General features: G+C 63.0%; 28 protein-coding genes. 21 read left to right on the forward strand and 7 right to left on the reverse strand.

Going from position 1 to position 25087, the window contains the following annotated elements:
* Positions 1–40 precede the first annotated feature (40 nt).
* From C7440_RS05755 to C7440_RS05765, 3 genes are read right to left on the reverse strand one after another with little or no spacing between them, the layout of a single operon-like run.
* Positions 41–856 carry an N-acetylmuramoyl-L-alanine amidase gene (locus C7440_RS05755; protein ID WP_116517767.1) on the reverse strand — a complete coding sequence of 272 codons (816 nt, stop codon included), beginning with the start codon at positions 854–856 and terminating at the stop codon, positions 41–43.
* Between the two features lie 20 nt (positions 857–876).
* Positions 877–1593, reverse strand: coding sequence for an SAM-dependent methyltransferase (locus C7440_RS05760; RefSeq protein WP_116517768.1), 717 nt, complete (start codon positions 1591–1593; stop codon positions 877–879).
* On the reverse strand, positions 1590–2177 hold the full coding sequence (locus C7440_RS05765) for a Maf-like protein (RefSeq protein ID WP_116517769.1): 588 nt from the start codon (positions 2175–2177) through the stop codon (positions 1590–1592). The genes C7440_RS05760 and C7440_RS05765 overlap by 4 nt, the downstream gene beginning before the upstream one ends.
* A gap of 233 nt (positions 2178–2410) precedes the next feature.
* On the opposite strand from C7440_RS05765, the gene C7440_RS05770 reads away from it, so the two are divergent.
* The 19 genes from C7440_RS05770 (at position 2411) to C7440_RS05860 (ending at position 18647) form a co-directional block, all read left to right on the forward strand.
* Positions 2411–2950, forward strand: a complete 540-nt coding sequence (locus tag C7440_RS05770) for a YceD family protein (protein ID WP_116517770.1) — start codon at positions 2411–2413, stop codon at positions 2948–2950.
* 59 nt (positions 2951–3009) lie between these two features.
* Entirely contained in the window at positions 3010–3192 is a 183-nt protein-coding gene (gene rpmF, locus C7440_RS05775; protein ID WP_017524531.1) for a 50S ribosomal protein L32, read from the forward strand.
* A 42-nt stretch (positions 3193–3234) separates the two neighbouring features.
* Positions 3235–4326 (forward strand): phosphate acyltransferase PlsX, encoded by a 1092-nt coding sequence (gene plsX / locus C7440_RS05780; RefSeq protein ID WP_116517771.1) that lies wholly within the window; start codon positions 3235–3237, stop codon positions 4324–4326.
* An 11-nt stretch (positions 4327–4337) separates the two neighbouring features.
* The gene (locus tag C7440_RS05785) at positions 4338–5312 is read left to right on the forward strand and encodes a beta-ketoacyl-ACP synthase III (protein WP_116517772.1); all 975 of its coding nucleotides are present in this window, start codon (positions 4338–4340) and stop codon (positions 5310–5312) included.
* Positions 5313–5336: 24 nt separating this feature from the next.
* Entirely contained in the window at positions 5337–6269 is a 933-nt protein-coding gene (fabD, locus tag C7440_RS05790; RefSeq protein ID WP_116517773.1) for an ACP S-malonyltransferase, read from the forward strand.
* Positions 6270–6273: 4 nt separating this feature from the next.
* Positions 6274–7017 (forward strand): 3-oxoacyl-ACP reductase FabG, encoded by a 744-nt coding sequence (fabG, locus tag C7440_RS05795; RefSeq protein WP_116517774.1) that lies wholly within the window; start codon positions 6274–6276, stop codon positions 7015–7017.
* A gap of 171 nt (positions 7018–7188) precedes the next feature.
* A complete protein-coding gene (gene acpP / locus C7440_RS05800) occupies positions 7189–7428 on the forward strand; it encodes an acyl carrier protein (protein WP_017524526.1) in 240 nt (79 codons plus the stop codon).
* Between the two features lie 150 nt (positions 7429–7578).
* Positions 7579–8808 (forward strand): beta-ketoacyl-ACP synthase II, encoded by a 1230-nt coding sequence (gene fabF, locus C7440_RS05805; protein WP_116517981.1) that lies wholly within the window; start codon positions 7579–7581, stop codon positions 8806–8808.
* A gap of 131 nt (positions 8809–8939) precedes the next feature.
* A complete protein-coding gene (locus C7440_RS05810; protein ID WP_133244269.1) occupies positions 8940–9260 on the forward strand; it encodes a hypothetical protein in 321 nt (106 codons plus the stop codon).
* A complete protein-coding gene (rpoE, locus tag C7440_RS05815; protein WP_017524523.1) occupies positions 9257–9856 on the forward strand; it encodes an RNA polymerase sigma factor RpoE in 600 nt (199 codons plus the stop codon). Before C7440_RS05810 ends, rpoE begins: the two co-directional genes overlap by 4 nt.
* Before the next feature lie 10 nt (positions 9857–9866).
* Entirely contained in the window at positions 9867–10352 is a 486-nt protein-coding gene (locus C7440_RS05820) for a sigma-E factor negative regulatory protein (RefSeq protein WP_017524522.1), read from the forward strand.
* Positions 10352–11407 (forward strand): MucB/RseB C-terminal domain-containing protein, encoded by a 1056-nt coding sequence (locus C7440_RS05825; protein ID WP_017524521.1) that lies wholly within the window; start codon positions 10352–10354, stop codon positions 11405–11407. The genes C7440_RS05820 and C7440_RS05825 overlap by 1 nt, the downstream gene beginning before the upstream one ends.
* A gap of 29 nt (positions 11408–11436) precedes the next feature.
* On the forward strand, positions 11437–12924 hold the full coding sequence (locus tag C7440_RS05830; RefSeq protein WP_165832457.1) for a DegQ family serine endoprotease: 1488 nt from the start codon (positions 11437–11439) through the stop codon (positions 12922–12924).
* A gap of 115 nt (positions 12925–13039) precedes the next feature.
* Positions 13040–14833 carry a translation elongation factor 4 gene (gene lepA / locus C7440_RS05835; RefSeq protein WP_017524519.1) on the forward strand — a complete coding sequence of 598 codons (1794 nt, stop codon included), beginning with the start codon at positions 13040–13042 and terminating at the stop codon, positions 14831–14833.
* Positions 14834–14858: 25 nt separating this feature from the next.
* A complete protein-coding gene (gene lepB, locus C7440_RS05840) occupies positions 14859–15746 on the forward strand; it encodes a signal peptidase I (protein WP_017524518.1) in 888 nt (295 codons plus the stop codon).
* A gap of 2 nt (positions 15747–15748) precedes the next feature.
* Positions 15749–16507, forward strand: a complete 759-nt coding sequence (gene rnc / locus C7440_RS05845) for a ribonuclease III (RefSeq protein ID WP_165832484.1) — start codon at positions 15749–15751, stop codon at positions 16505–16507.
* Positions 16504–17391, forward strand: coding sequence for a GTPase Era (gene era, locus C7440_RS05850; RefSeq protein ID WP_017524516.1), 888 nt, complete (start codon positions 16504–16506; stop codon positions 17389–17391). Before rnc ends, era begins: the two co-directional genes overlap by 4 nt.
* Positions 17384–17971 carry a DNA repair protein RecO gene (gene recO, locus C7440_RS05855; protein WP_040549039.1) on the forward strand — a complete coding sequence of 196 codons (588 nt, stop codon included), beginning with the start codon at positions 17384–17386 and terminating at the stop codon, positions 17969–17971. The genes era and recO overlap by 8 nt, the downstream gene beginning before the upstream one ends.
* Positions 17972–18035: 64 nt before the next feature.
* Positions 18036–18647, forward strand: a complete 612-nt coding sequence (locus tag C7440_RS05860) for a PIN domain-containing protein (RefSeq protein ID WP_116517778.1) — start codon at positions 18036–18038, stop codon at positions 18645–18647.
* Between the two features lie 108 nt (positions 18648–18755).
* Here the strand turns inward: C7440_RS05860 and C7440_RS05865 are convergent, their stop codons facing one another.
* The 4 genes from C7440_RS05865 to C7440_RS05880 form a co-directional block, all read right to left on the reverse strand.
* On the reverse strand, positions 18756–19817 hold the full coding sequence (locus C7440_RS05865) for an enolase C-terminal domain-like protein (RefSeq protein ID WP_116517779.1): 1062 nt from the start codon (positions 19815–19817) through the stop codon (positions 18756–18758).
* 119 nt (positions 19818–19936) lie between these two features.
* Entirely contained in the window at positions 19937–20635 is a 699-nt protein-coding gene (locus C7440_RS05870) for a Bax inhibitor-1/YccA family protein (protein ID WP_017525869.1), read from the reverse strand.
* A gap of 117 nt (positions 20636–20752) precedes the next feature.
* A complete protein-coding gene (locus tag C7440_RS05875) occupies positions 20753–21190 on the reverse strand; it encodes a DNA polymerase III subunit chi (protein ID WP_116517780.1) in 438 nt (145 codons plus the stop codon).
* Positions 21191–21249: 59 nt separating this feature from the next.
* Complete coding sequence (locus C7440_RS05880) at positions 21250–22746, reverse strand: leucyl aminopeptidase (RefSeq protein WP_116517781.1); 1497 nt, start codon at positions 22744–22746, stop codon at positions 21250–21252.
* A gap of 67 nt (positions 22747–22813) precedes the next feature.
* Here C7440_RS05880 and lptF point away from each other — a divergent pair, with 67 nt between their 5' ends.
* On the forward strand, positions 22814–23938 hold the full coding sequence (lptF, locus tag C7440_RS05885) for an LPS export ABC transporter permease LptF (RefSeq protein WP_017525872.1): 1125 nt from the start codon (positions 22814–22816) through the stop codon (positions 23936–23938).
* A 129-nt stretch (positions 23939–24067) separates the two neighbouring features.
* Complete coding sequence (locus tag C7440_RS05890) at positions 24068–25030, forward strand: CysB family HTH-type transcriptional regulator (RefSeq protein WP_040549642.1); 963 nt, start codon at positions 24068–24070, stop codon at positions 25028–25030.
* The last annotated feature ends 57 nt before the right edge of the window (positions 25031–25087 follow it).

Consider the following 25087-nt stretch of genomic DNA (forward strand, 5'->3'; position numbering starts at 1 on the left):
CGCCGGGGCAGGCAGACTGTCCCGGGCCTTGCCGGGCGGTTCAGGGCAGGCTCTTGAGTATGCCCAGTGTCTCGGCGTCGGGCTTTCCGTCGTACAGGCTGGGGCGGTAGTGCATCTGGAAGGCCTTGAGCACGTTCTTCGTGGCTTTGTCCAGTTTTCCGCTTTGGGGCGCGTCGTAGCCCAGCCTTTTCAGCTGGCCCTGTATCCAGCGCGCGTCGGGCAGGCCCTTGCGTTCGAATTCGCCCCGGTACTGCGCCGCCAGGGTTTCGTCGTACCAGCGCCCCAGGCCGGCGTCCGCCAGTCTCTTCCAAGGGAACAGTGGCCCCGGATCCACTTTGCGCTGGGGAGCGATGTCGCTGTGCCCGACGATGTTGCGCGTCTTGATCTGGTGGCGCTGTACGATGTCCTGCAGCAGCACGAGCAGGGTTTCGATCTGGGCTTCGGAATAGGGCGCCCAGTTCAGGCCGGCGCCGCCGGCATTGACGATTTCTATGCCTATCGAGGCGGAGTTCATGTCGGTGCGCTGGTACCACTGGCTGACGCCGGCATGCCAGGCCCGGCGGGATTCGTCCACCAACTGGTACACATGGGGCCGGGGTTCGTCGGTGATGAGATAGTGGCTGCTGACATTGCGGCGGGACAGCAGTTCAAGCGACCGCTCGTTTGACGCCGAGGTGTAGTGCAGCACGATGAATTCGACCCGGCTGTTATGGCTTTGGGCCTGAATGCTGCGGTCGATCTCAAGCCCGGGCGGGCCCTTGGGAGCCCCCGCGCAACCCGCAAGCAGCGCGCAGGCCGCCACAAGGCCGAGTGCGGCATGTTTCGGGGGTAAGAGGGTGCTGGACTGAAAGTGCATTGACGGCCGCTTGGCGATGGTCAGCCGGCCAGGAACAGGAAGATGGTCGGCTTCTTGCTAAGGTCGGGCGGCGGCAGTGTTTTCCAGTGCTCGACGGTATGGGTGCGTATCCATTCGTCGCCCGTGGTCAGCGAACGGGCGATGCATAGCCGGGTGCGCCCATGCAGCGCCTGTTTCAGGGTTTCGAACATGGCGTCGTTGCGATAGGGCGTTTCGATCAGTATCTGGCTTTGATGCTGTTTGCGCGATTCGGCCTCCCAGTGCCTGAGGCGCTTGGCCCGTTCGCCGGGCTCGACCGGCGCATAGCCATGGAAGGCGAAGCGCTGGCCGTCCAGGCCGCTGGCCATCAGCGCCAGCAGGATGGACGAAGGCCCCACCCAGGGGGCCACCCGTATGCCCATTTCGTGGGCCATGGCGGCCACCTTGGCGCCCGGATCGGCCACGGCGGGGCATCCTGCCTCGGAAACCAGCCCGATCTCGCCGCCCTTGGCGGCCAGTTCCAGCCATTGCCGGATCTCGCGGGCGTCGGTCTTGGGCCCCAGGGTATGAATGGTGATTTCCTGCAGGGGCGCGGCTGTGCCAACCAGCTTGAGGAAGGCGCGCGCCGTCTTGGCGTTCTCGGCAATATAGGTGGTGAGCCGGCCGGCCAGTTCCTGGACGGACGAGGGCAGCCAGGCCGATACGGGGGCGTCCCCCAGGCCTACGGGAATCAGATGCAGGGTTCCGCTGGGTTTCATGCAGGTGCGCCGTGTGTAATGGGATCGATACCAAAAGAGCGTAACATGCGGCAGAGGGCGATCAGCGGCAGCCCGATGATGGCCGTGGGGTCGTCGCTGTGCATGGCCTGTATCAGCGCGATGCCCAGGCCCTCGGCCTTGGCGCTGCCTGCTGTGTCGAACGGTTGTTCGTGATGCAGGTAGGCGTCGATTTCACCGGCCGCCAGGCGGCGGAATACGCAGCGCGTGATGACATCTTCCGTCTCGTGGCGGTGGCCGTCGTGTACGCACAGGGCACTGTGGAATTCCACGGTGCGTCCGCTGAGCATCTGCAGTTGCTCGCGGGCCCGCTCGAAGCTGCCCGGCTTGCCTATGGGGGTGCCGTCCACGGTCGCCACCTGGTCCGAACCAATGACTACGGCGCCGGGGTGCCGCGCACAGACGGCCTGGGCCTTGGCCAACGAAAGGCGCAATGACAGGGCCGCGGGCGTTTCGCCGGGCAGGGGGGTCTCGTCCACGTCGGGCGACACGGCCGTGAAGGGAATGTTTAGCCGGGACAGCATTTCGCGCCGGTAGCGCGAGCTGGATGCAAGAATGAGACGCATGGTGCTGGACTGGTATCGGGTCGGACTATTGGGTTTGACTGACTAAGCCGGAAAGCGTTATTATCTAATGTTTTCTTAGCTTTCGTTTTTGGTCTAGCCCGCTTTTCATTTTACGTGTTGCTTTGTGAGTGAGCGCTTTCTTTAGGTAGTTAGTAGTGCGTAAGCGTAAGGAAGGAAGAGAGGGCTAGGCGGGTGGAAACCGGCTTTGATGGGCGAAAAAGTTGGGGGCAGGCATGCGTGATGTGGTTGACCTTTTTGCGCTTACGGTCCCAGACGCCGGGAAAGGCAGCGGGGAAAAAGGCATTAAGGACGCCGAGCTTTCGGGCCGGCATGCCCTGGCGGGCTTTAAGCGCCTTGTGGCCGGCTTGCCGGCGCAGGCCGATACGCAGGTGCAGTGGTTTTTGCGCGGCGAGGGTACCGTAGCGGGCAGGCGCTTTATTAATGTGCAGGCCCAGGCCCAGGTTACGCTCGAATGCCAGCGCTGCCTGCAGCCCTTTGTATTGCCGCTGCAGGTCGACAACCGCCTTGAAGTAGTGCGCAGGCAGTCCGACCTCGAAGGCGACGACGATGAAATCGAACGCATTGTCGGCTCGGCGCGTTTCGACGTGCTGGATCTCATCGAAGACGAGCTCATCCTGAGCCTGCCCTCGGTGCCCAAGCATGATGTTTGTCCGTCCGTGCCCGGCGTGTCCGAATCTTCGGACGAACCCGAGGACGAGGCCAGGCGCCCATCGCCGTTCGCGGCGTTGAAGCGGCTAAAGAAAGACAGTTGAATTAATTTTATTTTTGCGGGAAACACGCCAGTAGCGGCGCCCCGTTTTCAGGAGTCATCATGGCTGTTCAGCAAAACAAGAAAAGTCCGTCCAAGCGCGGCATGCATCGTTCGCACGATTTCCTGGGCACGCCGCCCACGGCCATCGAGCCCACCACTGGTGAACTCCACCTGCGCCACCACATCAGCCCCAACGGCTTCTATCGTGGCCGCAAAGTGCTGAAAACCAAGAACGACGAATAATCAAACGGTCTCTGTGCGATCTTTCGCCGGCTTGCACGCTTGATGTCGTCAGCTCCGATACGAATCGCCATCGACTGCATGGGTGGGGACGTCGGCTTGCCGGTAACGGTGGCCGCCGCGTATCAGGTGGCTCAGCGCCATCCTGATACCTGTTTCCTGCTCACGGGCGACACGGCGGCCATTCAAGCCCAGCTAGATGGGCTGGGCTGCACGCGCACCGACTGGTATGAACTATTGCCGGCGTCCGAGGTCGTCACCATGGACGATCCGGTCGAGGTGGCGCTGCGGCGAAAAAAAGACTCGTCCATGCGGGTGGCGGTGCAGGCCGTCAAGGACGGCCACGCGCATGCCTGCGTCTCGGCCGGCAATACCGGCGCCTGGATGGCGATTTCGCGCTACGTGCTCAAGACGCTCGACGGCATTGACCGCCCGGCCATCGCCACGTCCATTCCCAACCAGAAGGGCGGCGCCACCACCATGCTCGACCTGGGCGCCAACGTCGATTGCACCGCCGAGCACCTGCTGCAGTTCGCCATTATGGGCACGGCCCTGGTCACCGCCCTGTATGGCCGTCCACGGCCTACGGTCGGCCTGCTGAACATCGGCGAAGAAGTCATCAAGGGCAACGAAGTCGTCAAGCAGGCCGCCGAGCTGCTGCGCGGCAGCGGCCTGAACTTCTACGGCAACGTCGAGGGCGACGACATCTGCAAGGGCACTGTCGACGTCATCGTCTGCGACGGCTTTGTCGGCAATGTGGTGCTCAAGTCCATCGAAGGCCTGGCCCGCATGGTCAGCCAGATGATGCATGCCGAGTTCAAGCGCGATGTGCTTTCAATGGCCGCGGGCGCCGTGGCCCGGCCGGTTCTCAACAGGTTCCGCGACAAGGTCGACAATCGGCGCTACAACGGCGCCGCGCTGCTGGGCCTGCGTGGTATCGTCATCAAAAGCCACGGCTCGGCCGATGTCTATGCGTTTGGCAACGCCCTTGTCCGGGCGCGCGAGGCCGTGCACAACGGACTGCTGGCGGGAACCACCGCCACGGTAGACCATCTTCGCCAGAGCCTTCAGGCCGCCGCCGCCAGCCAGGCGAAGATTTCCCACGAACTTTCAAGCCCTTACAAGCCGGGCGCTTGACGGAAGCGAATATGTCTTATGCAAGGATAATCGGGTCGGGTTCTTGTCTGCCGCCCAGGGCCGTTTCCAATGACGAACTGGCCGCCGACCTGGCCAAGCGCGATGTCGAAACCTCCGACGAGTGGATCGTCGAGCGCACCGGAATCCGCCAGCGCCATATTGCCGAGGCGGGAACCACGTCGAGCAAGCTGGCCACCGAAGCCGCCCGCATCGCACTCGAAGATGCCGGCCTGGCGCCGCAAGAGGTCGATCTCATCATCGTTGCCACCTCTACGCCCGACTACATTTTCCCCAGCACTGCTTGCCTGGTGCAGGCCAATCTGGGCATCAAGGGCTGCCCGGCCTTCGACGTGCAGGCCGTTTGCAGCGGCTTCGTCTACGCCCTGACCACGGCCAATGCGTTCATTCGGTCGGGCCAGGCCCGCAATGCCCTGGTCATCGGCGCCGAAGTGTTTTCCACCATACTCGACTGGAACGACAGGCGCACCTGCGTGCTGTTCGGCGACGGCGCCGGCGCCGTGGTGCTGAAGGCATCCGAACAGCCGGGCATCATCGGTGCGCAGCTTAACGCCGACGGCAGCCATATGGGCATACTGTACGCTGCGGGCAATGTCGCCAGCGGCCAGGTGGTGGGCGACCCGTTCCTGCGCATGGACGGGCAGGCGGTGTTCAAGCTTGCCGTCAATTCGCTTTCCCAGTCGGCGCATCAGGTCTGCGAGCAGGCCGGCATTTCACTCGACGAGATCGACTGGATGGTGCCGCACCAGGCCAATGTGCGCATTCTCAATTTCCTGAGCCGCAAGCTGGGCATCGCGCCGGAAAAAGTTATTATTACCCTGGACAAGCACGCCAATACCTCGGCTGCCAGCGTGCCGCTGGCCCTCGATGCGGCGCGCCGCGACGGCCGGATCAAAGAGGGGGATCTGGTGCTCATGCAGGGCGTGGGCGGCGGTTTTACCTGGGGTTCCGTACTGGCCAGAATGTAACAACACCAGCCGTAGATAAAAACCATGAAAATTGCTTTTGTTTTCCCGGGGCAGGGGTCCCAGGCGGTCGGCATGCTCGATGCCTGGGCGCAAGACGCCACGGTGTCCGACACCCTGGCGCAAGCCAGCGAGGCCCTGGGCCAGGATCTTGCCTCGCTCATCAGCGCCGGTCCGGCCGAAGAGCTCAACCTTACCACCAACACCCAGCCGGTCATGCTGGCCTCGGCCGTGGCCATGTACCGCGCCTGGCTGCAGGCGGGCGGCCAGGCTCCGTCATGGGTTGCGGGACACAGCCTGGGCGAATACTCGGCGCTGGCGGCCGCAGGCTCGATCGAGCTGCGCGACGCCGTCAAGCTGGTGCGAATCCGCGCCGACGCCATGCAGCAGGCCGTGCCCGTGGGGCAGGGCGGCATGGCCGCCGTGCTGGGCCTTGATGACGACACGGTGCGTTCAGTGTGCCAGCAGGCCGCCCAAGGCGAGGTTGTCGAGGCTGTCAATTTCAATGCGCCCGCCCAGGTCGTCATCGCCGGGCACAAGGGCGCCGTCGAGCGCGCCTGCGAGCTGGCCAAGGCGGCCGGCGCAAAGCGGGCCCTGGTACTGCCGGTTTCCGCGCCCTTCCATTCCAGCCTGCTCAAGCCGGCCGCCGACCAGCTGGCCCAGGCCCTGTCGGACATTCAGATTAGTGCGCCGCAGATTCCCGTGGTCAATAATGTCGACGTGGCCAATGTCAGCGATCCCGCGGCCATCAAAGACGCGCTGGTGCGCCAGGCCTGGCATCCGGTGCGTTGGGTCGAGACCATCCAGTTCATGAAGTCGCAGGGCGTCACCCACGTGGTCGAGTGCGGGCCCGGCAAGGTGCTTTCCGGCCTGGTCAAGCGCATCGACCGCGATCTGGTGGGCCTGTCCATCAGTGATCCTGCGTCGCTGCAGTCAACTTTGGAAACTTTGAAGGGGTAGGCTCGTGCAACAGCAAGAACTCAGCGGCAAGATCGCATTGGTCACAGGCGCGACGCGAGGCATAGGCAAGGCGATCGCGCTCGAATTGGCCGAGCGCGGCGCGAAGGTGGTCGGCACCGCCACCACGCAGGCGGGGGCTGACTCCATCGCCGAGATGCTGGCCGCCTCCGGCGGACGCGGCGTGGTGCTGAACGTGAATGACGCACCGGCCTGTGAGGCCCTGGTGGCCGAGCTCGCCAGCGATGACGGCGGGCCGCACATCCTTGTGAACAATGCCGGCATCACACGTGATACGCTGGCCATGCGCATGAAGGACGACGACTGGGCGGCAGTGCTCGACACCAACCTGACGGCGGTGTTCCGCCTGTCGCGTGCCGTGCTCAAGACCATGATGAAGGCTCGTTCCGGACGCATCATCAACATCACGTCCATCGTGGGTTCCAGCGGCAATCCGGGGCAGGCCAACTACGCGGCGGCCAAGGCCGGTGTGGCCGGCATGACCCGTGCGCTGGCGCGCGAACTGGGCAGCCGCAATATTACGGTCAACTGCGTGTCGCCCGGTTTCATCGAAACCGACATGACCCGCGCCCTGAGCGAGGCGCAGGCTGCGGCGCTGCTTACCCAGATTCCGCTGGGGCGCCTGGGTTCGGCTGCCGACGTGGCCAATGCGGTCGCCTTCCTGGCCGGGCCGCAGGCGGGTTACATTACCGGAACCACCCTGCACGTCAACGGCGGGATGTACATGTAAACAGGCGAACAGGGTAAAATCTGTTCATTTTAGAGGTGTTCCCAACAGGCGATTCGCCGGGCGGTGTAAAACAACCCGTCTTTGGAAATGCCATTTTTTTGTCATGGCCAGCGCCCATACCCGAGACGTTTGGCTATAATTCGCGGGATTTTTTCCCAATTGGAGATCTGCATGGAAAGCATCGAACAGCGCGTCAAGAAGATCGTCGCTGAGCAACTTGGCGTCAACGAAGCCGAGATCAAAAACGAATCTTCCTTCCTTGACGACCTCGGTGCCGATTCGCTCGATATGGTCGAGCTCGTGATGGCACTCGAAGACGAATTCGAAACCGAAATCCCCGACGAGGAAGCCGAGAAGATCACGACGGTTCAGCAAGCCATGGACTACATCAACTCGCACAGCAAGCAGTAATTTCAATCATTAGATGGGGTGCGGCGGCGTCACATGCCGCGCCAGAGGGGCGGTTCCTAGAAAACAGGCCTGCGGCGTCCGATCTCCGGGTCCGGCGTACCAGCGGGCATGTTTGCCTCGAACCGCTCTTTCAATTTAGGGGAGTCATCCGTGAAGCGACGTGTCGTCATTACCGGCCTTGGTATTGTTTCGCCCGTGGGCAACAGTATCGAAAGCGCTTGGGACAATATCGTCAATGGGCGTTCGGGCATCGGGCGCATTACGCGTTTCGATCCATCGGCCTTCAACGCGCAGATAGCGGGTGAAGTCAAAGATTTCGACGTAACCCAATACATGGCCGCCAAAGAAGCCAAGCAGATGGATACCTTCATCCATTACGGTGTTGCGGCGGGCGCGCAGGCCTGGAAGGACTCGGGCCTTGAAATCACCGAGGCCAACGCCGAACGCATCGGCGTCATCGTCGGCTCGGGCATCGGGGGCCTGCCACGCATCGAAGAAACCCAGGTCGACTACCTCGAGCGCGGGCCGCGGCGCATCTCGCCCTTCTTCGTGCCGGCTTCGCTCATCAACCTGGTCTCGGGCCAGCTTTCCATCATGCTGGGCCTGAAGGGGCCCAGCTATGCGGTCGTCTCTGCCTGCACGACCGGGCTGCATTCCATTGGCGATGCGGCACGGCTCATCAAGTACGGCGATGCCGACGTCATGGTGGCGGGCGGCGCCGAATCAACCGTTTCTCCGCTCGGAATAGGCGGCTTCGCAGCCATGCGGGCACTGTCCACGCGCAACGATGATCCCACCACGGCCTCGCGGCCCTGGGACGCCGACCGCGACGGTTTCGTGCTGGGCGAGGGCGCCGGCGTGCTGGTCCTCGAAGAATACGAACACGCACGCAAGCGCGGCGCCAGAATCTACGGCGAGTTCGTGGGCTATGGCATGAGCTCCGATGCCCATCACATCACCTCGCCTGACCGCGAGGGTCCTTGCCGGGGCATGGTCAATGCCCTGCGCGACGGCCAGATCGATCTGCAGGACGTCAGCTACGTCAACGCGCACGGCACCTCCACGCCTCTGGGCGACAAGAACGAAACCGAGGCGCTCAAGCTGGCCTTCGGCGATCATGCGCGCAAGCTGGTCGTCAACTCCACCAAGTCCATGACGGGCCATTTGCTGGGCGCCGCGGGCGGAATCGAGGCCGTGTTCACCACCCTGGCCGTGTACAACCAGATTTCCCCGCCCACCATCAATATCTTCAACCAGGATCCTGAGTGCGATCTTGATTACTGCGCCAACCAGGCGCGCGATCTCAAGATCGACGTGGCTTTGTCCAACTCGTTCGGGTTTGGCGGAACCAACGGATCCATGGTCGTCAAGCGGGTCTAAGTCTGGCTACCCCGACGCCGCAAGGTTTCGAATGGCCGGCCCGGCGGGCCGCATGGGCCCAGGCGGCCGCGTTCTTCCTGGGCGTGGCGGCGCTTGCCAGTCTTTGCATCGCCGTTTCGTGGTGGGCGGCCGTGTTGGCGCTATTGCTGGCGAGGCTTGCCGCAGGGCCCGGCCTGGGCCTGTACCCGCCGGTCCAAGGCCTATTGTCGGCTGACGGCTGGGACGGCGGCTGGGCCTTCGAACACGCGGGCGGGCGCCGTGTCCTGGCCTTGCGACATGTCTGGCACGGCCCCGCCTGGACCACCCTGGGCTTTCATGAACCCTCTGTCGGCGAAGCCCTGCAATTGACCGTCTGGCGCAGCGATGTATCATCGACTGGTTGGCGGCGCTTGCGTCAGCTCGCGGCGCGGGGCTGCAAAGAACCCCGCCTGCGCATCACGGAGGGTCAATGAGCGAACGCGACGTCGATGCCGAGCTGGTCGCCCGGGTACAACGGGGGGATAAAAGGGCCTTCGATATGCTGGTGCTCAAGTACCAGCGCAAGATCATGCGCCTGCTGTCGCGCATGATACGCGACCCGGGCGACGTCGAGGACGTCGCCCAAGAGGCCTTCATCAAGGCCTATCGCGCCTTGCCGCAGTTTCGCGGCGAAAGCGCCTTTTACACGTGGCTGTACCGCATCGCCATCAATACGGCGCGCAACTGGCAGGCGGCCAGCGCGCGGCGCCCCAGTGCTCCAAATGTAATAGAAACCGAAGACGGTGAAACTTTTAGTCAGATCGACAACCTAACCGATATCAGTACGCCAGAGTCGCTGGTGGCCAGCAGGCAGATCGTCGAGACGGTCAATGCCGCCATCAATGCGCTGCCCGAAGAGCTGCGCACCGCGATCGTCCTGCGCGAGATCGAGGGCATGAGCTACGAAGACATCGCGCAGACCATGGGTTGTCCCATAGGCACGGTCCGGTCGCGCATATTCCGCGCACGCGAGGCCATCGCGACGCAGTTGCGTCCTGTTTTGGACACCGACCCAGAACGTCGGTGGTAAGGAGTATTAAATGCAAGGTGTCAAATCCGACGCCCAGGCCGATTCCTGGGAAAGCACCGTATCCGCATGGATGGACGGCGACGGGGAAATCCGTCCCGAAGACCTCGACTCGCCTTATGGCAGGCAGGTGTGGGACACCTATCACCTGATCGGCGACGTCCTGCGCAGCGACGAACTCGCCGTCAAGCCGTCCGACCTGTTCTACGCCCGGCTGTCCAAGGCCATAGACGCCGAACCGGCCATCGTGGCGCCCCAGCGCCGGGCCTTCTCGGTTGCCCGCCTGGGCTTGTCGGGGGCGGCGGTGGCCGCGGCAATCGCCACGGTCATCTGGGTAGCCCTGCCCGAGCTTTCCGGGCAGGCCCCCGAAAACTCCCAGACGCCGGTGCTGGCCGTGGCCGATCAGGGCCAGGTCGATGACTACATCGAGGCCCACCGCCAGTTCGCCGGTGCGAATCCCATTCGCCAGGTGTCATTCGACATGGGAGCCTCGCGCTAATGGCGAAGCAGGTGCTGGCATTCCGGGCGCACAGGCATGCGGTGCGCGAGGGCACGCTGTCGCGGCTGGGAGTGGTGTTCATGCTGCTGGCGTGCACCATGGCCGCCGCCGCACAGGGCGCCCAGGCCGACGATCCGCTGGCGGGCGAAGTTACCCGTTTCCTGCAGCAAACGCAGCAGGCGGCCCGAAACTCCGATTACTCAGGCGTGTTTACCTATCAGCAGGGCGCCAGCATGCAATCTTCGCGCATCGTGCACGTGGTCGACGGCACCGGCGAGCGCGAGCGGCTGGTCATCCTTGACGGCGAACCGCGCGAATTCATCCGCCATAACGACACCGTACAGTGCCTGGTGCCGGCAAAAGAGCTGGTGCTCATTGAAAAACACCGCATGGACCGCTTCCCAGGCGTCTTGCTGGGCGAGGGCCATCATCTCGACGACCATTACACGCTGCGCCTGGGCAAGCACCCGCAGCGCGTGGCCGGCCACGAATGCGTACCCGCCGAAATTCTGCCTCAGGACAACCTGCGCTACGGCTATCGTTTTTGCGTCGACCCGGAAAGCAAGCTGCTGATCAAGGCGCAGACCATCGATGACCGGGGCGAAGTCGTGAATCAAATCGCCTTTACGTCGCTGCAGCAAGGGTCCGAGGTGCAGGCGCGCGAGCTTCAATCGTCCTGGGACATGCGCGGCTGGCGTACCGTCGAGCTTCCCACCAAGGCCGTCGACGTGGCCGGGCTGGGCTGGCGTGTGGCCTTGCCGCCGGGTTTTGTCCACAGTACACAGATTTCCCGCCCCATGAAGTCGGGCAAGCCGGTCATGCAGATGGTGCTAACCGACGGGCTTGCCGCCATATCGGTCTTCATCGAGCAATTCCATCCTGCACAAGAGTCGCGGCTGATGCCCAAGGGGGCGGCCCGCAATGGTGCCATGAGCATCTACGGCACCCGCATCGGCGACCATTGGCTTACCGCCATTGGCGAGGTTCCCGCCGACACTCTGCGTCAGCTTGTAGAGCACATCGAGTATGTGCCGCCCGGCGGCGCGCCGCAGTAATCAAAGCTATCAGTACTAGGAGTCAACAGATGCGTTCAGCATGCATGTCCGTGTATAAATTCAGGCAGTTCTTGTTTCTGGTCACCCTTGGCATCGTAATGGCCTGCGCTTCCATGGCCTCTATGGCCCAGGCGTCGGTGCCGGTTCTGAGCGTGCCCGATTTCACCGAGGTGGTCGCCAAGACCGAGGGCTCGGTGGTCAATATCCGCACCACCGAGACCGTTCCCGTGCGCCCCTCGCCCTTTGGGCCCGGCGGCGGAAGCGATCCCTATGAAATGTTCCGCTGGTTCTTCGGGCCCGATTTCGCGCCCCCGGGCATGCAGCCTTCGCCGCGGCGCAATGCGCCGGCTCCTTCCCAGGAAGAGCAAGAGCGCACCGTGCCGCGCGGGGTGGGGTCGGGCTTCATCATCTCTGAAGACGGCTACATTCTTACCAACAACCACGTGGTCGAAGGCGCCAACGGCATTTTCGTGACCATGACCGACGGCAAAGAGTACACGGCCGAAATCATCGGCACCGATCCGCGTACCGACATTGCCCTCATCAAGATCGATGCCAAGGGCCTGTCGCCGTTGCCCATCGGCGATTCCAAGCAGCTCAAGAAGGGCCAGTGGGTGCTGGCCATCGGCTCGCCATTCGGCCTTGATTCGACCGTAACCTCGGGCATCGTCAGCGCCATCAACCGTGAAACGGGCGACTATCTGCCCTTCATCCAGACCGACGTGGCGGTCAACCCGGGCAACTCGGGTGGTCCGCTCATCAACCTGGCCGGAGAAGTGGTGGGCATCAATTCGCAGATCATCTCCCAAAGCGGCGGCTTCATGGGCATTTCGCTGGCCATTCCCATTGACGAGGTCATGCGCGTGGTCGAGCAGCTCAAAGATCACGGCAAGGTTACCCGCGGCCGCATAGGCGTGCAGATCGGGCAGGTTTCCTCCGATGTGGCCAAGGCGATCGGCCTGGGCGATGCGCGCGGCGCCATGGTCAGCAGCGTCGAACCCGGCGGGCCCGCGGCCGATGCCGGTGTGCGTTCCGGCGACGTCATCACCAAGTTCGACGACAAGGAAATCAAGCACTGGACCGACCTGCCCCGCATCGTCGGCGCCACCAAGCCCGGCAACCGCAGCGAAATCGAAGTCTGGCGCAAGGGCAAGTCGCACTCCCTCAAGGTCAAGGTTGGCGAAATGCCGTCCTCGACCGATACCGTGGCCGCCACGGCGCCTGAATCGAAAGGCACCGCTGCAGACTCCCTGGGCCTGACGGTGGCCGACGTGCCCGCGACGCTGCGCGAGCGGGCCGGCATCAAGGGCGGTGTCCAGGTGTCGCAGGTTCAAGGGCCTTCCGCGGTCGCCGGCATCGCACCGGGCGACATCATTCTTACCATCAACAACGAAGACATCGAAAATGCCGCTCAATTCGCCAAGGTCGTAAAGGGCCTTGACAAAAAGCGCGCTGCCGCGGTGCTTATCTGGCGCGATGGGCAGACGCAGTGGGTTCCCGTTACGCCCGCAAAATAAACGGCTAAAATGTAGCGACAGCAAGAGGGGCGCCCGATGCGCTCCTCTTTTTTACGTGTTGCCGCGCTTTCGGCCTTTTCACAATTGCCCTTTCCGGGCTCGCTTTCGCAGGTTTATGGATCACATCCGCAATTTTTCCATCATTGCCCACATCGATCATGGCAAGTCGACCCTCGCCGACAGGCTGATACAGCGCTGTGGGGGCCTGGCCGACCGCGAGATGTCGACGCAGGTGCTCGATTCCATGGACATCGAACGCGAAAGGGGTATTACCATCAAGGCCCAGACGGCCTCGCTGGAATACAAGGCCCGCGACGGCAAGGCGTACGCCATGAACCTCATCGACACTCCGGGCCACGTCGACTTCTCCTACGAGGTCAGCCGCTCGTTGTCGGCCTGCGAGGGGGCTTTGCTGGTGGTGGACGCCTCGCAGGGCGTCGAGGCGCAGACGGTCGCCAATTGCTACACCGCCATCGAGCTGGGTGTCGAGGTGCTGCCCGTGCTCAACAAAATGGACCTGGCCTCGGCCGACCCCGACGCGGCCCGACAGGAAATCGAGGACGTGATCGGCATCGACGCAGCCGACGCCATCCTGGCCAGCGCCAAGACGGGCATGGGTGTCGACGACATCCTCGAGGCCATCGTGGCCAAGGTGCCTCCTCCCCAAGGCGACCCGGCCAAGCCGCTGCAGGCCCTGATCATCGATTCCTGGTTCGACAACTACGTGGGCGTCATCATGCTGGTGCGCATTGTCAACGGCGTGCTCAACGTCAAGGACAAAGTGCAGCTCATGGCCAGCGGCGCCACCCATCCCTGCGACCAGCTGGGCGTATTCACGCCCAAGTCGCAGCCGCGCACGCGGCTGTCGGCCGGCGAGGTCGGCTTCGTCATCACAGGCATCAAAGAACTCGAACACGCCAAGGTAGGCGACACCCTTACCCTGGCGGGCAGGCCGGCCGACAAGCCGCTGCCCGGGTTCAAAGAGGTCAAGCCGCAGGTGTTCGCGGGGCTCTATCCCGTTGAAAGCAGCGAGTACGACCAGCTGCGCGATTCGCTCGAGAAACTCAAGCTCAACGACTCTTCGCTGATGTTCGAGCCCGAGGTGTCGCAGGCGCTGGGCTTCGGCTTCCGCTGCGGCTTCCTGGGGCTGCTGCACATGGAAATCGTGCAAGAGCGGCTCGAGCGCGAGTTCGACATGGACATCATCACCACGGCGCCCTCGGTGGTGTACGAGGTCGAGCAGCGCGACGGTTCGGTGGTCATGATAGAAAGCCCTTCGCGCATGCCCGAAATAGGCAATATCGCCGAGATCCGCGAACCCATGGTGATTCTTACCCTGTTCATGCCGCAAGAGTATGTCGGGGCGGTAATGACGCTGTGCCTGGCCAAGCGCGGCGTGCAAAAGAACATGAGCTATCACGGCAGGCAGGTGCACCTGGTCTACGAAGTGCCGCTCGCCGAGATCGTGCTCGACTTCTTCGACAGGCTCAAGTCTGTTTCCCGCGGCTATGCTTCCATGGACTACGAGTTCAAAGAGTACCAGCCTTCCGACGTGGTCAAGGTCGACGTTCTCATCAACGGCGACCGGGTCGATGCCCTGTCCATGATGGTGCACCGCAGCAACGCCCGCTACCGCGGGCGCGAAGTGGTGGGCAAGATGCGCGGACTGATTCCGCGCCAGATGTTCGACATCGCCATCCAGGCGGCGATCGGCGCCGACATCATCGCGCGTGAAAGCGTCAAGGCGCTGCGCAAGAACGTTCTGGCCAAGTGCTACGGGGGCGACATCTCGCGCAAGAAGAAGCTGCTCGAAAAGCAAAAGGCCGGCAAGAAGCGCATGAAGCAGGTCGGCAACGTGGAGATACCCCAGGAGGCTTTCCTGGCCATCCTGCAGGTCGAAGACAAATAGGTAAAAACAAAAGGATTAGCTGGGCATGAGCTGGGATTTCGCACTGATACTTTTTGTGCTGTTGGTGATCACGGGCGCGGTCTGGGCCCTGGATTTCTTCTACCTGAGGTCGCGCCGCCTTGAGCGCGCCCAGGCGCAGATGGCGGTGTTCGACGCCAATCCCACCGGGGTTGGCACGGTCGAGGCGGCGCGCCTGCGCCAAGAGGCCTACGACGACGCCCATCGCGTGCCCTGGTGGATCGAATACTGCGTCAGCTTCTTTCCGGTGATCCTGTTCGTGTTCGTCCTGCGCTCCTTCGTGGTCGAACCCTTCCGCATTCCGTCCGGATCCATGTTGCCCACCCTGCAAAGCGGCGACCTCATCCTGGTCAACAAATTCCAGTACGGCATCCGCCTGCCTGTGATCGATAAGAAAATCATCGACATCGGCGAACCCCGCCGGGGAGACGTGCTGGTGTTCCGCTACCCGGTCGACCCGGATGTGGACTACGTGAAGCGGGTCGTGGGCCTGCCCGGCGACGAAATCCTGTACCAGAACAAGACGCTGTCCATCAACGGCCAGCCCGTGGCCCAGACGCGCGCCGGCGACTACTTCGAGCCCGACCGTTCGGTGTACGTGGGGCGTTATACTGAGCAGCTGGGCGAGACCGAACACAGCCTGCTGCTCAACAAGCATGCTCCCCAGGACTACATGCCGATTGCCGACTTTCCCTTCCGCGACCACTGCGAGTACCTTCAGAACGGGGTTCGCTGCAAGGTGCCCGAGGGCCATTTCTTCATGATGGGCGACAACCGCGACAACAGCCTCGACAGCCGCTATTGGGGCTTTGTGCCCGAGCAGAACATTGTCGGCCGGGCCTTTCTCATCTGGATGAACTTCAGCGAACCCAGTCGTATTGGCGGATTCCAATAATGGTGAGCCCGGCAACCCTAGAAACCGCACTCGATTATCGATTCCAGGATGCTTCCCTGCTCGAGCAGGCACTGACGCACCGCAGCCACAGTGCGCGCCACAACGAGCGCCTCGAGTTCCTGGGCGATTCGGTGCTGAACTTCGTGGTCGCCGCCATGCTGTTCAAGCGCTTCGCCAAAATAGACGAGGGCGACCTGTCGCGCCTTCGGGCCAATCTGGTCAAGCAGTCTTCCCTGGCTGAAATCGCCCAGAAGCTGTCCTTGTCGCAATATCTGCGGCTGGGCGAAGGCGAACTCAAAAGCGGGGGGTTTCGCCGGCCTTCCATTCTTGCCGACACTCTTGAAGCGATCTTTGGCGCCATATTCCTGGATTCGGGTTTCGATGCCGCGCAAAAGGCCATCGCCCGCCTGTATATGCCCATCATCCAGGGCGTTGACCCCAAGACTTTGGGCAAAGACCCCAAGACCCTGCTGCAAGAGCTGCTGCAAGGCCGCAAGCTCGATCTTCCCACCTATACGGTGGTCGCTACCCATGGTGCGGCGCACAATCAGATGTTCGACGTAGAGTGTTCCATACCGGCGCTCGACATCAAGGTGTCGGCGCCAGGGTCCAGCCGGCGCGCCGCCGAACAGCTTGCCGCAACCCAGGCCATCGCCGCGGTGCAGGCGCTGGGCCTGGGCAAGGGCGCGGCGCGGCGCGGCAGGGCGCGCAAGTCGGCGCAGTTGTCGCTGCCCGTGGCCGTTTCCCAGGAAAACAAATGAGCACGCCTTTTCGCTGCGGCTTCGTTGCCATCGTCGGCCGCCCCAACGTGGGCAAGTCCACCCTGGCCAATGCCCTGATCGGCAGCAAGATCTCCATCGTCTCGCGCAAGGCGCAGACCACCCGCCACCGCATACACGGCATTCTCACCCGCGAACACGAGCAGTTCGTCTTTGTCGACACCCCCGGCTTCCAGACCCGCCACGGCGGTGCCATGAACCGCATGATGAACCGCGTGGTCACCCAGGCGCTGGCCGACGTCGACGTGGTGCTGCACGTGGTCGAGGCGGGCAAGTGGTCGGCGGGCGACGAGCAACTGCTGCCCCTGCTGCCCAAAACGGGCAATACCATCCTCGTCGTCAACAAGGTCGACGCCATCAAGGATAAAAACGCCATGTTTCCCTTTGTCAGCAAGATCATGGCGCTGCATCCCTATTCGGCCGTCGTGCCCGTCAGCGCCGCGCGCGACATACAGCTCGACAATCTGCTGGCCGAGATCGCCTCGCGCCTGCCCGAGGGCGAACCCATGTTCGAGGCCGACTCCCTTACCGACAGGCCCGTGCGCTTCATTGCCGCCGAGCTGCTGCGTGAAAAAATCTTCCGCCTCGTGGGCGACGAATTGCCCTATGGATGCACCGTCGTCATCGAGCAATGGGAAGAGACCGAGGCCGGCGCGCGGGTGGCCGCCTGCATTCTCATCGAGCGCGAAGGCCATCGGCCCATCCTGCTGGGCGCCGGCGGCGGCCACATGAAGCGCATCGCCTCCGAGGCCCGCCAGGACATGCAGGAATTGCTGGGCAAGCCCGTGCACCTCGAGGTGTACATCAAGGTGCGCAAGGGCTGGTCCGACCGCGAGGGCAGCCTGCGCGAACTGGGATATGACTAGCCGGCGAGCCCATCGTATCCAGGACGCGGCCGGCTACATGCTGCATGCCACCGACTGGAAGGAAACCTCTCTTATCGTTCAGGCTTTCACGCGGGACCACGGCAATGTCGCGCTGGTGGCCAAAGGGGCCAAGCGCCCGTACTCCGTGCTGCGCCCCGTGCTGGCCGCTTTCCAGCCCCTGGCGCTGTCATGGAGCGGCGGCGGCGAAGTCAAGACCCTGGTGCGCGCCGAGTGCGCCGGCGTGCGTCCCCTGGGCGGCAAGTCGCTGATGTCCGCCTGGTACATGAACGAACTGCTGCTGCGCCTGCTGCCGCGCGAAGACGCCCATCCCTTGCTGTACGACGCCTACGACGCTGCCCTCGAGCAGTTGGCGGGCGGCTCCCGCGCCGCGGGGGCCTTGCGCCGCTTCGAATGGACCCTGCTGAACGAGGCGGGCTACGGCCTGGACGAGGCCCCCCCCGATTTTGACGAGCCTGGCATCGAGCCCGCGCTGCGGGTATCGCTGCGCCAGCGGCTGGACGAGCTGTTGACGCGTCCTTTGCAGACCCGCCGCGTCCTGATGGCGCTGCAGCGATTTTGAGCAGGGCGCCCGATATGTGCATGGTTCCCCTGCCGGCTGCGACTTTCCGCCTGGGCACAGCTTCATGAGCAAGGTCTTCGTCATGAGTGCGGCCCGGGACGTGGTTCCGGACATCGTCGTGCTGGACACCTGCGTGCTCATCTCCAACGTGCTGCGCCGCCTGCTGCTGCGGCTGGCCGACCAAGCCTGCTTCCAACCGGCCTGGAGCGAGATCATCGGCGACGAATGGAGGCGCAACGCCGCACGGGTCTGGGAAGTCGAGCCGGACATCATCGCGCAGGAATGGGAGCAGCTTCAGGCCCTCTACCCCGGGGCCGATCAGGGCGACGTCGCGCCTTTCAAGCAGGGCCTGGTGTACAGCGACCCCAAAGACTGGCATGTCATCGCTGCCGCTCGCGCGGTGCTGGCCAAGCGGCCAGCCGCCTCGGTGGCCGTCGTGACACGCAATCTGCGCGACTTCCGCCGCGCTGAACTGCGTCGCCTGGGCATAGAACTGATGGACCCGGATCAATTGCTGGTGCGATGCTGGGAGCACCATCGCGAGCCGCTGCGATCTGCCTTCGAGCATATGCCACTGGACTTGGCCGCCTCGGGCCGGCCCCTTGAAACCCTGGACGTCATCCTGAAGCGCGAGCGCCTGTTCCGGATGAACAAGCTGCGCACGGCAAAGCATTGAGCTCTTGTCGGCGGCACGCGCCTCGATTGCCCGGCGGCCCGCCATGCCTGTCTATGGCGTGCGGACCGGTCCGTCGATGGGCCTACATGTGATGGAGGGCCCGATGGGCTATGCGGAACGCGCCTTCAGTAAGAGGCCGTGCCCCGGACAAGCTCGTGGCTGAAGGGTTCCGTCAGGGGCGCGTTCCGGCCATCCTTCGAAGGCGTCTTCCATGATCGGGAATTCTTCCAGCAGAAGCCGGCCCTCGAAGGTGCCCGAGAGCTGTACGAACAATCCCGGCAAGAAGTGCGGAGCCACCGTCACGCCCTTGAGGGCCGCCATGCGCGCCACCTCCAGGCAAGGGGTCAGCCCGCCAGCCATCGCGAGATCGGGCTGGATGAAGGCGGTGATGCCGTCGTCCAGGTAGACCGAAAAACGATCGAGGCCCTGAAGGTGCTCGCCGAGGGCGATAGGAGTCCCGCTTTTTTGTGCGGCAAGCCGGCGATAGCCCAGGATGTCGGCAGAAGGCAGTGGCTCTTCGATAAAGCTCAGCCCATATTCCGCGCCCAGAGCCAGCAGTCTCGAAGCCGCCTCGAAATTGCCTTTTTCGTTGGCATCGGCCATCAAGCGGGCATTGGTTCCGATAGCGTTGCGTACTGCGTTCAGAACGGCTTCGTCGCCGTTGCCGGCGTTGATCCGGGGTTTCACTCCCGCATAGCCGGCTTCAATATAAGAAGTGGCCAGATCCGCAGTTTTTTCGGGCTCGTCCGTGGCACTGAAGCCGCCGCTTGCGTAAAGGGGGACGGGAAGGATGTCTCCGCCCATGGTGCGCGCCAGGGGCTCGTCTTTAAGCTTTGCGGTCAAGTCCCACAGTGCGACGTCCAGTGCGGCGAGCGCCAGAATGTTTGGACCGTCTCCTGTCCTGTTGAAGCTTTTCTGGATCTCGGTCCAGTGATCCGGCGGCTTCCGTAATGCCGTCCCTTCCAGGAATCGGGCCGCCTGCGCCTGGGCGAGCTGTGCGACAGGCCCGCCACCTCCTCCGATCACGTAGGAAAAACCCAAGCCCTCGGCGCCGTCGGCGTCACGCAGGGTCGCTGTGATGATATCGACGCCAGTTACGCCAGAACCGCCAATCGGTCTGGCGAACTTTTTTTCTATGAGCTGAATTCTTATTGATGCGATGTGCGCCATTGTCTACGTGTTGCTCTTTGATCGGTCAAAAAAAATGGACCGGCGTTGCGTCACCGGCCCATTTTAATGAAACTTCGTCGGCGACTTTTTCAATGAGTCGTCGACAGCGGCATTTCAGCCTACTCGCGGTCGCCCCCGAAAATGCCCAGCAGCATCAGCAGATTGGCGAAGATGTTGTACAGGTCGAGATAGATCGCCAGGGTGGCCGAAATGTAGTTGGTTTCGCCGCCGCGGATCACCCGCTGCAGGTCGACCAGCAGAAAGGCCGAGAAAATTCCGATGGCCAGCACAGAAACGGTAAGCACCAGCGCAGGCAGTTGCAGGAAGATATTGGCCACCGCCGCGACGATAAGAATTACCACGCCGATGAACAGGAACTTCTGCCAGTGCGAGAAATCGCGCTTGGTGGTCGACGCCACGCTTGCCATTGCGCCCAGCACCAGGGCCGTGCCGCCAAAGGCCAGCATGATCAGCTGCGAGCCGTTTGAAAAGCCCAGCACGTGGCCGATGAGCCGCGACAGCATGATGCCCATGAAGAAAGTGAAGGCCAGCAGCAGGGCCACGCCCAGCGAGCTGTTCTTGTTGCGCTCGATCAGGAACATGAGGCCGAAGGCCCCCACCAGGAAGACCACCACGCTCAGCCCGGGGCTGGTGGCCATGACCGCGTTCAGGCCCGTATTGAGGCCCACGAAAGCGCCCAAAACGGTAGGAATGAGCGATAGCGCAAGCAGCCAATAGGTATTGCGCAGCACGCGGTTGCGCACGACCTCGCTCTGGGCGGCATGGCCGCTGCGCGACAAGGTGGTTTGATCGTTCATATTGGTTTCCTGTTTCTGTATGAAATGCCATCGGCCGGGCGTGCTTGACCGCACGGGCGCCCTTGACGACGATTATTTAAAGTACCTAAAGAGGTTAACTTACAAAATACTGAATAATCAAGCTCTGTTTGACACATCATGGGCGTGCAGCTCGTGGCCCGCGTCCTTGTATTCGCGCCAGCGCCGCCGCGCTGCCAATACCGACTCTTCGTCCTGCGAAACGATCTCGAGCACGCGTTCGTACTGTTCCGCCCCGGGCGGGCAGCGGGCGTCAAGGTTGACCAGCCACGGCGAGGGCGATGACCCTTCGGGCGGTGTAACGGCCTTGCCCGAGAGCAGTATGGGTGTTTGTGCCGCCAGCGGGTCGCCGGCGTCGACGTGGGGAATGAAAGCCGTAGGCTCGAACCCCCACAGCATGAGGTCGAAGCGTTCGAGCAGTACCGCATCGCTGCAATATACGACCAGGCGCCGGCCCTTGTCATGGTGCTTGGCCACGACCTCGCAGGCCATGCGCAGGCGGTCGGGCGCGCCGAAGGCGAAGTCCACGCGCGCCATCAGCGCCCCCGGTGCTCGGCAGGCATGGCTGCTGGCCTGGCGGGCTGGCCGGGCATGGTTCAGGCCTGGTCCATCAGGAACTGCACCAGCAGCGGCACCGGGCGTCCTGAAGCGCCTTTGTCTTTGCCGCTGCGCCATGCCGTACCGGCGATGTCGAGGTGGGCCCAGCGGTATTTGCCGGTGAAGCGCGACAGGAAGCAGGCCGCCGTTACCGAACCGGCCGGAGGCCCGCCGATATTGGCCATGTCGGCGAAGTTGGAGCGCAATTGTTCCTGGTAGGCATCGTCGAGCGGCATGCGCCAGGCCGTGTCGTTCGCTGCGCGGCCCGCCTTGAGCAGGCCTTCGGCCAGTTCGTCGTCCGGCGAGAACAGGCCTGTGTTGACATGTCCCAGCGCCACGACGCAAGCGCCGGTAAGCGTGGCAATGTCGATGACGGCCGCGGGCTTGAAGCGTTCGGCGTAGGTAAGGGCGTCGCACAGCACCAGGCGCCCCTCGGCGTCGGTATTGAGGATTTCGATGGTCTGCCCCGACATGCTGGTCACCACGTCGCCGGGCTTGTTGGCCTGGCCGCTGGGCAGGTTCTCGCAGGCGGGGATGAGGCCTATGACGGGCTGGCTGATGCCCAGCTCGGCGACGGCGCGCAGGGTGCCCAGCACGCTGGCGGCGCCGCACATGTCGTACTTCATTTCGTCCATGTTGGCGGCCGGCTTGATGGAGATGCCGCCGGCATCGAAGGTGATGCCCTTGCCCACCAGCACAATGGGAGCGCCCTTGGCGGCGCGTGCGCCGGCCGGCGTGTACTTGATCTCGATGAAGGCCGGGGGTTGCGAAGAGCCCTTGGCGACCGACAGGAAGGAACCCATTTTCAGGGCCTCGATCTGCTTGGTGTTGAGCACGCGTGCCGATAGGTTCTTGAATTCGCGGGCAAGTTGCTTGGCAGTGCTGCCCAGATAGGTGGGCGTGCATACATTGCCCGGCAGGTCGCCCAGCTTGCGGCTAAGTTGCATGCCGTTGGCGATGGCGCGGCCCGCCGCCAGACCCTGCTGGGCCTGCGAAGCCTGGCTGCGCTCTACATGGACGGCGATTTTCTTGAGCTTGGGCTGGCTGTCGCGGTCACGCTTGCCCAGCGTTTCGTCGTAGCGATAAAGGGCCTGGCCCGCCGCAATGGCGCATGCCTGGGCGCGCCCGCGTAGCGTGGTGCCGGTGCACTCGATGGAGGCCAGGGCGGAGACGCCCTCGGCAAGCCGCGCCTGGACGCAGTAATTGGCGAAGGTTTGCTCGGCGCCCGAATGGGTCTTGGCGCTGTAGGCCTGCTGTTTGCCCAAGCCGATTAAAATGACGCGTGCGGCGGCAACCCCGGGCAGCTTGCGCAGCACCAGATGCGTATTGGGCTTGGCCGGAAATTCGGATTTGAGCACTTCGCGAATGGCGCCGTTGCTCGCGTTGTCGATGATGTCGGCCGCGCTGCTTAGCACGCCGTCGGCAAAGACGCCGACCGCCAGCGCCGCAGTCTTGATCTGATGCAAAGAAGCCGAAGTCTGTGTGCTAAATTCCATACGAGTTTCCCCAAGGTGTCTACAGGATGCTATTGAGTGAACTGCCGATTATCCTGCATATTGTCTCATGTCACTATTCAAGCGTTCCGTCGTATCCGAAATCATGAGCCATGCCGGCGTGGTGTTTTCCACTCTGCTGGTCGTATGGCTTAGCGTGCTGCTGGTGCGCCTGCTGGGCGAGGCCGCCAACGGCTCGATCGGCGGGGACGTCGTGCTGGGACTGGCCACTTTTTCAAGCATCACCGCCTTGCCGGTGATTCTTTCCGTTTCCCTGTTCATCGCGGTGCTTACCACGGTAACCCGCAACTTTCGCGAATCCGAAATGGTCGTGTGGTTTGCCAGCGGCCTTTCGCTCAAGGACTGGATTCGGCCGGTGCTGCGTTGCACGGTGCCCATCGCGCTGCTGATCGCCTTTCTGACTCTCTTCGCTTCGCCCTGGGCCTACCGCCAGATCGAAGAGTACCGCCAGCGCTATGAACAGCGCTCCGACATATCCAAGGTAACCGTAGGGCAGTTCATCGAAACCCAGGACGGTGCGCGCGTCTTCTTTGCCGAAGAGCCCGCCACGCCCGGCGACGAGCTGGGGCGCGTGGTGGCGCGAGTCATCGATCCCGAGTGGCTCAGCGTGGTCACCGCCGAGAGCGCCCGCATCGAGACCCAAGAGAACGGCGACCGCTTCCTCGTCCTGAGCGAAGGGCACCGCTACGACCTGAAGGAAAAGACGTCCGAGTTTCGCCTGTTCGATTTCGACAAGTACGGCTTCCGCCTTGAAAGCCGCGCCGAGGTCACCTCGCCGCAGGCGATGCGCGAACTGGCCGAGCGCCAGATCAAGGCCAGGCCCACCGAGCAGCTGTTTCGCGACGGCAACAACACGGCCTGGTCGCAGGTCATGTGGCGGCTGGCCCTGCCCCTGGCCGCCCTGAATCTGGCCTTGCTGGCCATTCCGCTGGGGGCGGTGAACCCGCGCCTGGGACGCTCCGGAGACCTTCTAATGGCCGGCCTGATCGGCTTGCTGTACATGAACCTCATCAACCTCTCGCGGGGATGGATAGGCAGCGGCCAGCTTGATTTTGGGCTGGGCGTGTGGCTGGTTCACGGGGTGTTCGCCGGCCTGATGGTCTTCATGTTGTGGCGCAAGCTTCGCATCAAGGCGCCGCGCGAGGCGCGCAGGCGACCTGCCCGGACGGCATGAGCGCGGCCGCTTGCGCCGCGCTCACAGGGGCTGGTCCCGGCGTTCCCGCATATATGTATATATAAAAAAATAATTTGGAATTGTTTCTATATTACTTATAATGGGTTGGTCCCAATCGGCCTAACCATTATGAACCTGCAACAATTCCGTTTTGTGCGCGAAACCATACGCCGCAATTTCAATCTTACCGAAGCGGCGCGGGCGTTGTTCACGTCGCAGCCCGGCGTCTCCAAGTCCATTATCGAATTCGAGGACGAACTGGGCGTCAAGATATTCGAACGCCACGGCAAGCGCATAAAGGGGCTGACCAAGCCGGGCGCCGTCGTGGCGCAGGTCATCGAGCGCATCATGCGCGAGGTGGACAATCTCAAGAAGGTCAGCGACGAGTTCGCCCATCGGGACGAGGGCGGCGTGGTCATCGGCTGCACGCATGCCCAGGCACGCTATATATTGCCGCGCGTCATACCCGCGTTTCGCGAGCGCTTTCCCAAGGTAAGGGTGTCGCTGGCCGAAGGCAATCCGCCCACGCTTGCGCAGATGGTGCTGCACGAGCAGGCAGATCTTGCCATTGCCACCGAATCTCTTTCCCGCACGCCCGGGCTGGCGACGCTGCCGGTTTATTCGTGGGAACACGTGATCGTGATACGGCCCGACCATCCTCTGGCCGAACTGACCTCCAGCGAAGCCAGAGAGCTGTCGCTCGCCAAGCTGGCCGAGTATCCCATCATTACCTACGACAGGCAGTTCTCGGGCCGCTGCACCATCGACGAGGTCTTTGCTTCCAGCGGCATCACGCCCGACATCGTGCTCGAGGCCATCGACGCCGACATCATAAAAACCTATGTGGACGTGGGGCTGGGCGTGGGCATCATTGCCGGCATGGCTTTCGATCCGCGCCGCGACAAGGGCATGGTGGGCATTCCCGCGGGCCATCTGTTCGGCACCCATACCACGCGGGTCGCGATCAAGTCGGGGGTTTTCCTGCGCGACTACGTCTACGTGCTGCTTGAAATGCTCTCGCCTGAATTGAACCGCGACGTCGTGCAAGAGGCGCTCGATTCCGAGCCGCTGCGCCAGGTCGTCAACGGCTGATTCCTCTCTGTTTGGCCGTTTCCCGTCGCGCTTGGCCTGGCGGCGCGGCATGAAGGG

The sequence above is a fragment of the Pusillimonas noertemannii genome (assembly GCF_003096595.1).
GTDB lineage: Bacteria > Pseudomonadota > Gammaproteobacteria > Burkholderiales > Burkholderiaceae_B > Pusillimonas > Pusillimonas noertemannii.